Raw genomic sequence first — 12,204 nt, forward strand, 5'->3', positions numbered from 1 at the left:
ACAGGAACCCTGCTTTTCCAGTCCCGCACCGCCTTCCCCCAAGCATCCTCAAGACGTGCCCGCACCTAGGAGAACCACATGCATACTCGTTCCCGGCAATTCCTCACCTGGTCCGCACTCGGGGTGAGCGCCGCCCTGATGCTCACCGGCTGCGCCGCCACCACGGCCGCCAGCAGCACCACCGACTCAAGCGGCACCGCCGATGGCCTCGCCTACGCCACCTCGCAGATCGAGAAGTTCAGCGCCGACCCGGAGTTCACCTTCGACGCCGAGCCGTTCGCCATGGCCGACATCGCCGGCAAGACCATCTTCAACATCCCCAACACCAGCGCCATCCCGTTCATCGTCACGGTGAGCGAGGAGACCCAGAAGGTGGCCGAGCGCTACGGGGCCACCTGGGTGGAGTACACCAACCAGGGCAGCCCCACCGAGCACACCGCCGGCATCGACCAGGCGATCAGCCAGAAGGCCGACGTCATCCTGCTCTCCCAGGGCATCAACGGTGAACTGCTGGTCCCCGCCCTCGAGCGGGCCAAGGCCGCCGGCATCCCCGTGGTCGTCACCCACACCATCCAGGACGGCGAGCCGATCCCCGACTCGATCAAAGACCTCGTCGCCGCACAGGTCACCGCCCCATTCAACGAGTCCGGCCGGCTCAGCGCCGACTGGGCCATCCAGGAGACCGAGGGCACGGGCAACATCCTCCTCGTCAACACCGCGGAGGTGCCCGTCGCCGGCGGCATCATCGACGCGATGAAAGACGAGATCGCTACGAACTGCCCCGAGTGCACCGTCAAGGAGGTCAACGTTCCGCTGGCCGACTGGGCCACCAAGATCTCCACCAGCGTGCAGTCCGAGATCCAGATCAACCCCGAACTCGACTACGTGCTGCCGGTCTTCGACTCGATGGCCCTGTTCGTCGAGGCCGGAGTCGTCGCCGCCGGCAAGGTCGGCCAGGTGAAGGCAGCGTCGTTCAACGGCACCCCCGCCGTGCTCAAGATCATGCAAGAGGGCGAGGTGCTCGCCATGGACGTCGGCGAGTCGATGCCCTGGCTCGGCTGGGCCACCATGGACCAGGTCGGTCGCGTGCTGACCGGCGCCCCGGTCGTTGAAGACGGCTTCGCGCAGACCCCGCTCAAGGTGTTCACCAAGGAGAACGTCGACGAGACCGGCACCCCGCCGGGCTCGACCGAAGGCTACGGCGACGCCTACATCACCGGCTACGAAGCGCTGTGGGGCCAGCCGTAGTGATTCCCTCCACGTCGACACCGTCAGAGCGCACCCCCGAGGCGCTCGCGCCCCTGCTGAAAATTGAGAACCTGTCGAAGACCTTCGGCGGCCTCACCGCGCTCTCTCACGTCGACCTCGACGTTCTCCCCGGGCAGATCCATGGTCTGCTCGGGGAGAACGGCTCGGGCAAGTCGACGCTGATCAAGATCCTCAGCGGCTTCTACACCCCGGATGCGGGTGCCCGCGCCTGGCTGCGCGGCACCCCGATCACGCTCCCGATCGCCCCCGGCTACTTCCGCACCCTCGGCATCAGCTTCGTGCACCAGGACCTCGGTCTGGTACCCGAGCTCAGCGTGGTGGAGAACCTGCGGATCAGCAGCATCGTCGCCGGCCGCGGACCGCTGATCAACTGGAAGAAGGAACGGGCCACAGCGGCCGAGACCTTCGCCCGGTTCGGCCTCACCATCGACCCGGGTGAGACCGTCGACCGGCTCGGCGACACCGACCGGGCCCTCATCGCCATCCTCCGCGCCGTCAGCGAACTCGGCGATCACCGCTCCCTGTTGGTGCTCGACGAACCCACCGTGTTCCTGCCCAAGGAAGACACCGACCTGCTCTTCCGCGTGGTCAAGGAACTGGTCGCCGACGGCGGTATGAGCGCGCTGCTCGTGTCGCACGACATGACCGAGGTGCTCGAACACACCGACCGGGTCACCGTGCTGCGCGCCGGCGAGGTGCAGGCACACCTGAACACCGCCGACACCACCGACGAGCACCTCGTGCAGCTGATCGTGGGCCGCACCCTCCGCCCCGCCAAACAGGGCGCACCCGCCGCCACCCACCATGCCGGCGCCGTCGCCCGGGTCGACGACCTCGCCACCGGACACGTCGACAAGCTCAGCTTCGACGTCGCCGCCGGCGAGATCGTGGGCCTGACCGGCCTGGCCGGCTCCGGCTTCGAAGACGCCCTCGCCGGCATCTACGGCGCCCACGCCGCCACCGGCCAGCTCACCCTCCGCGGCACCCGCAGCAACCTGGCGGATGCGTCGCCCCGCACCTCCCTCACCGCCGGCATCGTCTTCGTGCCGGCCGACCGCAAGACCCAGGGCGGCGTCGGCGAGCTCACCGTGGAACAGAACGTCACCCTGCCCGTGATCGGCAGGTTCCGCTCCTGGTTCGGCCTGAACACCGCCGGTCTCAGCGGCCGCGCCGACGAGATCGCCGAGAGCTACGACATCCGCCCGCGCAACCCCGAGGCCCTGTTCAGCACCCTCAGCGGCGGCAACCAGCAGAAGGCCGTGCTGGGCAAGTGGCTGCAAGACGACCCGCAGCTGATCCTGCTCCAGGAACCCACCCAGGGTGTCGACATCGGCGCCCGCAGCATCATCTTCGACTTGCTCCGCTCCACCGCCGCCGGGGGAGTGCCCATCATCTGCGCCTCCAGCGACTACGACCAGCTCGCCGCGGTCTGCGACCGCGTCATCGTGCTCGCCCATGGGCGCCCGCACGCCGAACTGACCGGCGACGACCTCACCCATGAACTGATCGCCGCATCCGTCATCACCAGCCTGACCGAGACCCCGGCCCGGCCGAAGGAGAGTGTTTCATGACCGTCACGACAGCACCCGTCAGCACCACGGATGCCGCACCCGGCACCCCGCCCGGCCCCGGCACCCCCGCCAAGCGCGGCCGCCCGGCCGTGCCCGCCCGCAGCTTCTGGCTGCACACCGAGCGCTACGCCCTTCTGATCGCCTGGCTCGCCGTGATCGTGGTCTTCAGCCTGGCGTTGCCGAACACCTTCTTCACCCTCGGCAACCTGCAGAATGTGCTCGGCTCCCAGGCCGTGCTCCTGATCCTCGCCCTCGGCCTGCTGTTCCCGCTCACCGCCGGCGAGTTCGACCTGTCGGTGGCGTCGACCCTGTCGATGTCGTCGATGACCGTGGCCGTGCTCAACGCCCAGTTCGGGGTGCCGCTGCTGCCCAGCCTGGCCGCCGCGCTCGTGGTGGGTCTGGCCGTGGGCCTGATCAACGGGGTGCTCGTGGTGGTGTTCAAGATCGACTCCTTCATCGTCACCCTCGGCTCGGCCACCGTGATGCTCGGCCTGGTGCAGTGGATGAGCAACTCCTCCTCGGTCACCGGTGTCGACTCGGCGCTCGTGCAGGCCACCGTCGGGTTCCGCGGGCTGCTCGGCATGCCCTTGCAGTTCTTCTACGGCCTCATCGCCGCCGCGATCATCCTCGTGATCCTGACCTCCACCCCGATCGGCCGCCGGCTGCTGTTCGTGGGCCGGGGCCGCCAGGTCGCCGAACTCAGCGGCCTCAACGTCAACCGGCTCCGGATCGGCGCGTTCGTCGGCTCCGGCCTGGTCGCCAGCATCGCCGGCATCGTCTACGCGGGCAGCCTCGGCGGCGCGGACCCGTCCAGCGGCCAGTCGTTCCTGCTGCCGGCATTCGCGGCCTGCTACCTCGGCGCCACCGCCATCGTGCCCGGCCGGTTCAACGCCGTGGGCACCTTCATCGCGGTCTTCTTCCTCTTCACCGGGGTCGTCGGCCTGCAGATGCTCGGCGCGCAGAGCTTCGTGCAGCAGCTTTTCTACGGCGGCGCCCTGATCGTGGCCGTCGCCCTCTCCCAGGCGATCCGGCGGCAATCCGCCAAAGCGCACGCCTGACCCACAGCTTTTCCGGCTCCACCAACCGCCCCTCACCCCAGAAAAGGACCTCTCATGGACATCGGCGTATTCATCCCGATCGGCAACAACGGCTGGCTCATCTCCAACACCTCGCCGCAGTACAAGCCCAGCTACGACTTCAACCTCGAGATCGTCAAGAAGGCCGAGGACTACGGTTTCGAGTTCGCGCTCTCGATGATCAAGTTCCGCGGGTTCGGCGGCGACAGCGAATTCTGGGACTACAACCTCGAGTCGTTCACCCTGATGGCCGGGCTCGCCGCCGCCACCGAGCGGATCAAGCTCTACGCATCCGCCGCCGTGCTGGCCCTGCCGCCCGCGGTCGCCGCCCGGATGGCCACCACAGTCGACTCCATCTCGCACGGCCGGTTCGGCGTCAACCTGGTCTCCGGCTGGGCGAAGGACGAATATGCCCAGATGGGCATCTGGCCCGGCGATGTGCACTTCGAACGCCGCTACCGGTACACCGAAGAGTACGTGCGCGTCATGCAGGACCTCTGGACCACGGGCGTCAGCGACTTCAAGGGTGAGTTCTTCACCATGGAAGACTGCAAGATGCTGCCGATGCCCGAAACCCACATCCCCGTGGTCTCAGCCGGCCAGAGCGCCGTGGGCATCGAATTCGCCGCCAAGTACGCCGACTACAACTTCGTGATGGGCCTGGGCGTCAACACCCCCACCGCACACGCCTCCGGGGTCACCGCGCTGGCCGTGGCCGCCGAGAAGACCGGCCGTGACGTGGGCGCCTACGTGCTGTTCATGATCATCTCCGGCGAGACCGACGCCGAGGCCCAGGCCCTCTGGCAGAACTACAACGACGGCATCGACCTCACCGCCATCGGCTGGATGATCGGCCAGGCCGCCAGCGACACCGGCGACGAGACCAGCACCGCCAAGACCATCGCCGCGCCAGAGGGCGCCGTCAACCTCAACATGGGCACCCTGGTGGGCTCCTACGAGACCGTCGCGAAGCTGCTCGACGAGGCCGCAGAGGTGCACGGCACCAAGGGCATCATGCTGGTCTTCGACGACTTTATCAAGGGAATGGACGACTTCGGCACCAAGATCCAGCCGCTGATGACCTCCCGCGCCGACGTGGTGGCCGACCTGTCGGTGTCGTGAGCGGCTCCGCCGACAGCCTGCACCGCATCCTGAACGTCGCCGTGGTGCAGTCGGGCGGATGCTCGCCCGACCGTGCCACGGCCGTGGCCGGCCTGCTCGACCTGTTCGAGCAGGCCGCCGCGCCCGGCGTGGACGTGGTGGTGTTCCCCGAACTGGCGACCACGCCGTATTTCGGCGGCAGCACCGACGACGCCTTCACGGACTGGGCCCAGACCATCCCCGGCCCCGACACGGATGCGTTCGCCGCGGCCGCCCGGCGGCTGGGCACCGGGGTGATCTTCGGGCTCTACGAACGGGCCGCGGACGGCACGCTGTACAACTCGGCCGTCGTGATCGACGCGCAGGGCGCCCTCGTGCCCGGCACGAGTTTTCGCGGTGATACCGTGCCGGCCTACCGCAAGGCGTCGATCCCGATGAACCAGGTCGGCGACGTGGCGATCAACGAGAAGCGGTTCTTCGAGCCCGGCGAGGGCACCGTGGTCTTCGAGGCCTTCGGCACCCGCATCGCCTGCCTGATCTGTTACGACCGCACCTTCCCGGAGCACTGGCTGGCCGCCCGGGCCGCAGGGGCGGAGGTTGTGGTGGCGCTGGTGAGCTCTTTGGGCACCCGCGAGGCCCTCTTCACGGCGGAACTGCAGGTGCGGGCGCTGGAATCCCAGGTCTGGATCGTCGCCCCCAACCGCGGCGGACCTGAGACCCTGGCCGGGGTCACCACGAGCTACTTCGGGCTCTCCTGTGTCGTCGCCCCCGACGGCGTGGTCGTCGCCGCGGCCCCTGCGCACACCAATCCGGTGCTGCTGCACGCCGGGCTCGACCTCGCCGAGGTCGAGCGGGTGCGCGCCGCCTTCCCGCTCAGTCGCGACCGCCGCCCGCAACTGTTCCACTATCTCGCCGAGCAGGCCGACCTGCTGCACGCGACCAACCACTAGACCGCGCCGCCTTCGGCGCTGTCAGCAGAACGGGTACCCCATGAGCACCACCACCGGCACGAACACCGTCTTCGGCAACGAGCAGGCGCGCCTCACCATCACGCCCCTGCTGCAGGCTGGGCTGGAGGAGAGCCGCCGCCACCCGATGCCGGCGTCGCCCTCCGCCGACGCCAACGAGCCCGGCCACGCAGACCTGCTGTTCCGGAGATTGCTCGCCGCCGCAGATCCGGCGGGGCCAGGCGCGACCGGTGTGGTGGTCGGTCAGCCGGCGGGGGAGCCGGCCGGTGAGGCCGTTGGTGCCGTGGTGCCCGCCGTCACGACCGCCGCCGCGCCTGCCATCCTGGCTGCGGGCGCGGCCACCATGCCGGGTGCGGCACCCCTCCACGTTCCCACCCTTACCGTCACCGAACTGCTCGCCGCCTATCGCGCCGGAACGCTCACGCCATCCGCGGCCATGGCGCTGCTCGAGCCACGGTGGGCCGCCGACGGTCCGGCTCCGGCCGCGGTGCTGGCCGGGATCGCGGGCATCCGGCAGGCCGCCGCGGCCAGCGACGAGCGCTACCGCACCGGTACCGAGCGCCCGTTGGAGGGCATCCCGTTCACCATCAAGGACATCATCGACGTGGCCGGCACCCCGGTGACGGCCGGTTCGAACCAGACCGGCGACCGCATCGCCCCGGCCGATGCCACCGTGGTCAGCCGGCTGCGGGCCGCCGGGGCGATCCCGGTGTTCATGTCGGCCACCACCGAGTTCGCCTGTGGCTCCCCGCACAACGACCGCTACGGCCCGGTGCCCAACCCCTGGGACGAGACCCGCTGGACCGGCGGCTCCTCCACCGGGTCGGCCGCCGCGCTGGCCGCCGGACTCGTGCCGTTCGCGCTCGGCAGCGACACCGGCGGGTCGATCCGGGTGCCGTCCGCGCTCTGCGGCCTCACCGGCATCAAGCCCACCTACGGGCTCGTGCCGCGCACCGGAGTGGCCTCGCTGTCGTGGACCATGGACCACGTGGGCCCGATGGCCCGCTCCGCCGCCGACCTGGCCCTGCTGCTGCCGCTCATGGCCGGCCCCGACGGTGTCGACCCGACTGCCGGCGCCACCGTGCCCCGCCTCGCCGCCGACCCGGTCCTGGTCGCCGGGATGCGCATCGGCGTGCCGCGCGGCTGGTTCACCGACCGCTGCGACGCCGCCGTGCTCACCGCGTACGAAGACGCGATCGCGATATTCGCCGGGCTCGGGGCCCAGATCGTGCCGATCGAATTCGATGGCCTCGAGGCCGTGCACGACGAGTCCTGGAACGTGTTCTACGGCGAACTCGCCTCCAACCAGGAGGCCAACAACGACCGACGCGACCTCTTCGACGCGGGCACCAACGCCCGGCTGGACTGCGGTTTTGTACCGCTCGCGGTGGACTACCTGCGGGCGCTGCGCCGTCGGCCGCTCGTGCAACAGCATGTGCTCGACCGGATGGACGCCGCCCACGTCGACCTGCTGCTCACGCCCGGCATCGGCGCCACCGCCCCGCGGCTCGACGACCTCACCATGACCGTGGACGGTGAGGTGTTCAACCTGCACGACGTGGTGCCGCGCAACACCCGGCTCTGGGACTACACGGGCTTCCCGGCCCTGATGGCACCCGCCGGGCTGGCCCCGGACGGCCTGCCCGTGGGCATCCAGGTCATCGCCCGGCCCTGGCAGGATGAGCTCTGCCTGGCCGCCGCGATGGCGTTCCAGGACGCCACCGACCACCACCGCCGGCTCCCGGGCGTGGCCGGCACCGGGGCGCCCGAGCGCCCGGTTTCATGAGCGCCGGCACCGACGCGCGCAGGGCCTGGCAGATCCTCTTCGCCACCAGCCTCAGCGTCATCCTCGTCTTCATCAACTCCAGCGGCCTGTCCATCGCGCTGCCCAGCCTCACCCGCGACCTCGGGGCGTCCACGATCCAGGTCACCTGGGTGCTGCTGGTCTACATGCTCGCCACGACCACGCTGATCCTGGTCTTCGGCCGGGTCGCCGACATCCTCGGCCGCCGCCGGCTCTACCTGGCCGGCATCGTGATCTTCATGCTCGCCACCCTGGGCTGCGGTCTCGCCGCCGACCCCGCCTTCCTCATCGCCATGCGTCTCGTGCAGGGCGTGGGCGCCGCGGCGATCATCACCAACACCACCGCCCTGCTCACGGATGTCTTCCCCGGCCACATCCTCTCCAGCGGCTTAGGGCTCAACGCCACCGTCGCCGCGGTCGGGCAGGTGCTCGGCCCGCTGCTCGGCGGGGTCGTCACCGATGTCGTCGGCTGGCGCTGGATCTTCCTCGGCGGCCTGCCGATCAGCCTGATCGGGCTGCTCTTCTCGATGAAGCTCATCCCCCGGTCCGGGCCCCGGGTGCGGCACGAGAGCATGGACTACCTCGGCAGTGTGCTCTCGGTGCTGGGCATCGCCTTGCTCGTGATGGTGGTCTCCTTCGGCGGCGAGCTCGGCTGGAGCAGCCCGGCGATCCTGGCCATGGTGGTGGCAGCGGTCGTGGTGTGGACCTGGTTCGTCCTGCTGCAGAAACGCCGCGAGCATCCGCTGATCGATGTGAACCTGTTCAAAAGTCGAACTATCTCGTTCATCTACCTGGCTGCGTTCTTCAATGCGATCAGCAACTTCGCAATCGTGCTGCTGGCCTCGCTGTACCTGCAGGGGGTGCAGGGGCTCAGCGCCATCGACGCCGGCGTGATGATCCTGCCCGCCCCGGTGGGCACCATGCTCGCCGCCGGGTTCGCCGGCCGGTTGGTGCGCACGGTGAACCCCCGCTGGCTCACCTCAGGCGGCATGCTGCTGATCTGCGCCGGGGCGCTGCTGTTCGCCGCCACCCTCGGTGCGCACACCGCGTATCCGTTCATCGCCGCGGCGCTGTTCCTGGTGGGGCTCGGCGTGGGGCTGTTCATGACGCCGAACACCTCGGCGCTGATGTCGCGGGTGCCGGCCACCCGGCGCGGCATCGCCAACGCCATCCGGTCGACCCTGCAGAACGCCGGCTACCTGTTCAGCACCGCGATCGCGCTGGCCATCGCCACCGGCGGGCTCAGCGCCTCGGAGCGGCTCGCCGCCTACAACGGCACCCTGTTCGGCATGGACCCCGGCGGCCTGAACGCTTTCGTCACCGGAGTGCAGTGGGCGCTGGTGCTCTTCGCGGTGCTCGCGCTCATCGGCGGCATCCTCAGCGTGATCGGCCCGCGCCCGGGCCGCGCCCGAACCCTGCCTATCATCGTGATCACCGATCCATGATCCGGCCCTCGACCCTCGACCCTCGACCCCCGACCAACGCGAACCGACATCAGGAGCAGCCATGAGCACCACCCCAGACACCACCGCCACAGTAGGCGCAGCGACCCCGGATGCCGCGGCCGACTACGCCGCCGCCGGCTACACCGGGGGCCTGGAACCGGGTGCCCGGCCGGCGCTGATCATCGTCGACCCGGTCGTGGCCTACATCGACACGACCTGCGGCCTCTACGCGGGGGTGGAGAAACCCGTCGAGCAGATGAAGGTGCTCGCCGAGGGCGCCCGCGCCGCCGGCGTGCCCGTCTTCATCACCACAGTTCTGCTCGCCGCGGACGGGTCGGACGCCGGGGTCTTCTTCCGCAAGGTGCCGGCCCTGGCCGCGTTCCTGCCCGACAGCCCGTACTCCGCGTTCATCGACGGCCTGGCCCCGCTGCCCGGCGACACCCTGATCACCAAGCAGTACCCGAGCGCGTTCTTCGGCACCTCGCTGGCGTCGAACCTCGTGGCGCGCGGCATCGACACCGCCGTGATCGCGGGGCTGAGCACCAGCGGATGCGTGCGCGCATCCGCGATCGACGCCATGCAGAACGGTTTCATCCCGATCATCGTGGAAGACGCCGTGGGCGACCGGCTGCCCGAGGTACACGCCGCCAACATCTTCGACCTCGGCATGAAGACCGGCGAGATCTACTCCACCGCGCTGGTGCTGGCCTACTGGCAGTCGCTCTAGCGGCGGGGCCCGCAGCCCCGGAGCCCTCAGCAACGGGGTCCGTTCAGCCCTGGTCCGCTAACTGTTCCCCAAGCGGACAATTGCGTCCGGTGTGCCGGCACCATTTGTCCGAACGGGGAACAGTTGCACCGCCGACCGACCGGCGGGCTTGCCTGTTCCGCGCTGCGGTGCCGGCGTAAGCCCATTGACCTTCGTCGATGTTCCCGCCATACTGGGCAATATTGACGTCCGTCGATATGTGCTGGAGGTAGGACCGCAGATGACCGAGAAGAGCGTAACTGAGAAGTCGGCCATCACCGAGCTGGTGCGCGAGCGATACGCCGCGCAGGCGCTGCAGATCACGGACGTGAGTAACGGTTCCTGCTGCGGTACGCCGTTGGAGACCAGCGACGTCTTCGGCTCGGCGCTGTACACGGTCTCAGAGCAGACCGAGGTGCCGGATGCGGCGATGCTGGCCAGCATCGGCTGCGGCAACCCCACCGCGGTGGCCGACCTGCGTGCGGGTGAGACCGTGCTCGACCTCGGCTCCGGCGGCGGCATCGACGTGCTGCTCTCGGCCCGGCGGGTAGGCCCAACGGGTTTCGCCTACGGCCTCGACATGACCGACGAGATGCTGGCCCTGGCCCGCGCGAACGCCGCCAAGGCCGGCGCCACGAACGTCGAGTTTCTCAAGGGCTTCATCGAGGAGATCCCGCTGCCGGATGCCACGGTCAACGTGATCATCTCCAATTGCGTGATCAACCTCTCGGCCGACAAGAGCGCCGTCGCCCGCGAGATGTTCCGGGTGCTCGCACCGGGCGGACGCCTCGGGCTCTCTGACGTGGTGGCCGAGAACCAACTCAGCGAGGCCGAGCGTATCGAGCGGGGCTCCTACGCGGGCTGCATCGCCGGGGCGCTCTCCGACGAGGAATACCGGGTGGCGCTGACCGCCGTGGGGTTCACCGACATCAGCGTGGAGTTCACCCACGAGGTGGCCGCCCAGATGCACGGCGCCATCATCAAGGCCGTCAAGCCGATCTAGCTGCCGAGCCCACGCCTGCAGGTCGTCTCGCGTGGTCTCGACAGGCTCGACCGACGAAATGGTCGCGCCCACACGTTGGTCGAGACCTCGTGAGGTGCGGGATGGTCGCGCCCACGCGTTGGTCGAGCGTGTCGAGACCCCGTGACCTGCGTGCGCGACGCGCCCACGCGTCGGGCCGCCTCCTGCGGGGCTGAGCGGCCCCGCGACCGCGCTCAGTACGAGCCTGGCAGCCCCAGGAACTTGATCGCCGCATCCCGGAACGCCCGGGAGGTGGGCGCGTTGAAGTGATTGCGGCCGGGGATCTCGAAGAACGCCGCGCGCGGGGTGGCTTCGGCCAGGGCGCGCGAGGCCTCGAGGATGCGGTCCTCGCTGCCGGTGGCGAAGAGCACCCGCTGTTCGGGTGCGTTCGCGGCGTGCGGCTGCGGGCCGTCGCGCATGCCCTCCACGAGGGCGATGAGCGCCTCGAGGTCGTTGTCGCGGATGGCGCCGGCCATTTTCAGGTACGCGGCGGTGAGCGCATCCGTCACCGGGGTGCCTTCGCGCACGAACGCGAGCGCCTCGTCGACTCGGAACCGGGTGAGCGGGTCGCCGTCGGGGATGCCGCCGAAGACCGCGCGGTTGATGCGCGTGGGCATGAACCGGGCGGCGTGCCAGCCGACCCGGGCGCCGAGCGAGTAGCCCACGTAGTCGACCTCGTCGAGCATGAAGGTGTCGAGCACGGTGAGCACGTCGGTGACGAGCAGGTCCATCGAGTACGCATCGGAGGAGTGCGGCTTGTCGCTCTGGCCGTGGCCGCGCTGGTCGATCGCGATGACGTGGTACCCCTCGCGCACGAGGTCGCGGATCCAGCCCGTGGCATGGAAGTTGGCCAGCGCGCTCGAGGCGAAACCGTGCACCGCGAGCACGGTGGGGGCATCGGGGTCGCCGAATTCGTAGGTGGCGATCTGCACGTTGTCGGGGGAGATGACAGTGCGGGCGGGCGGGGCTGGGGGAGTATGCATCGGCTCTATTGCACCACATGGCGCGGGTCCGGTGCCCGCAGCGACGGCGTGCGCGGTGGGTGCGGTGCGGCGGCAACGGATGCCCACCCATCCGCCCGCGCCCGCAGCCGGGGTGGCCGGTACAGGCGGAGGATCTCGTGACACGCCGTCGCAGCGGCCCGCGCACCGGGGCGTTTCGCCAATGTGCCCGCCTTTATGGCCGCCGGCCCCGGCGTGAGGCC

10 protein-coding genes are annotated in these 12,204 nt (G+C 69.6%); 9 read left to right on the forward strand and 1 reads right to left on the reverse strand.

The annotated features are described in order from the left end of the window. Positions 1–78 precede the first annotated feature (78 nt). The 9 genes from DOE79_RS17520 (at position 79) to arsM (ending at position 10,982) form a co-directional block, all read left to right on the forward strand. Positions 79–1,248 (forward strand): sugar ABC transporter substrate-binding protein, encoded by a 1,170-nt coding sequence (locus DOE79_RS17520; protein WP_120339588.1) that lies wholly within the window; start codon positions 79–81, stop codon positions 1,246–1,248. Further along, positions 1,233–2,840, forward strand: a complete 1,608-nt coding sequence (locus tag DOE79_RS17525) for a sugar ABC transporter ATP-binding protein (RefSeq protein WP_220094253.1) — start codon at positions 1,233–1,235, stop codon at positions 2,838–2,840. Before DOE79_RS17520 ends, DOE79_RS17525 begins: the two co-directional genes overlap by 16 nt. Further along, positions 2,837–3,898 carry an ABC transporter permease gene (locus tag DOE79_RS17530; protein WP_120339589.1) on the forward strand — a complete coding sequence of 354 codons (1,062 nt, stop codon included), beginning with the start codon at positions 2,837–2,839 and terminating at the stop codon, positions 3,896–3,898. Before DOE79_RS17525 ends, DOE79_RS17530 begins: the two co-directional genes overlap by 4 nt. A gap of 54 nt (positions 3,899–3,952) precedes the next feature. Further along, on the forward strand, positions 3,953–5,038 hold the full coding sequence (gene rutA / locus DOE79_RS17535; protein WP_120339590.1) for a pyrimidine utilization protein A: 1,086 nt from the start codon (positions 3,953–3,955) through the stop codon (positions 5,036–5,038). Then, on the forward strand, positions 5,035–5,967 hold the full coding sequence (locus DOE79_RS17540) for a carbon-nitrogen hydrolase family protein (protein ID WP_245976999.1): 933 nt from the start codon (positions 5,035–5,037) through the stop codon (positions 5,965–5,967). The genes rutA and DOE79_RS17540 overlap by 4 nt, the downstream gene beginning before the upstream one ends. 40 nt (positions 5,968–6,007) lie before the next feature. Next, positions 6,008–7,771, forward strand: a complete 1,764-nt coding sequence (locus DOE79_RS17545; RefSeq protein ID WP_220094254.1) for an amidase — start codon at positions 6,008–6,010, stop codon at positions 7,769–7,771. Then, the gene (locus DOE79_RS17550; RefSeq protein ID WP_120339591.1) at positions 7,768–9,234 is read left to right on the forward strand and encodes an MFS transporter; all 1,467 of its coding nucleotides are present in this window, start codon (positions 7,768–7,770) and stop codon (positions 9,232–9,234) included. Before DOE79_RS17545 ends, DOE79_RS17550 begins: the two co-directional genes overlap by 4 nt. Positions 9,235–9,295: 61 nt before the next feature. After that, the gene (locus tag DOE79_RS17555; protein ID WP_120339592.1) at positions 9,296–9,961 is read left to right on the forward strand and encodes an isochorismatase family protein; all 666 of its coding nucleotides are present in this window, start codon (positions 9,296–9,298) and stop codon (positions 9,959–9,961) included. A 259-nt stretch (positions 9,962–10,220) separates the two neighbouring features. Next, complete coding sequence (gene arsM, locus DOE79_RS17560) at positions 10,221–10,982, forward strand: arsenite methyltransferase (protein ID WP_120339593.1); 762 nt, start codon at positions 10,221–10,223, stop codon at positions 10,980–10,982. Positions 10,983–11,194: 212 nt separating this feature from the next. Here the strand turns inward: arsM and DOE79_RS17565 are convergent, their stop codons facing one another. Continuing rightward, on the reverse strand, positions 11,195–11,983 hold the full coding sequence (locus tag DOE79_RS17565; RefSeq protein ID WP_120339594.1) for an alpha/beta fold hydrolase: 789 nt from the start codon (positions 11,981–11,983) through the stop codon (positions 11,195–11,197). Between the last annotated feature and the right edge of the window lie 221 nt (positions 11,984–12,204).

It is taken from the genome of Cryobacterium soli (genome assembly GCF_003611035.1).
In the GTDB taxonomy this organism is placed as follows: domain Bacteria; phylum Actinomycetota; class Actinomycetes; order Actinomycetales; family Microbacteriaceae; genus Cryobacterium; species Cryobacterium soli.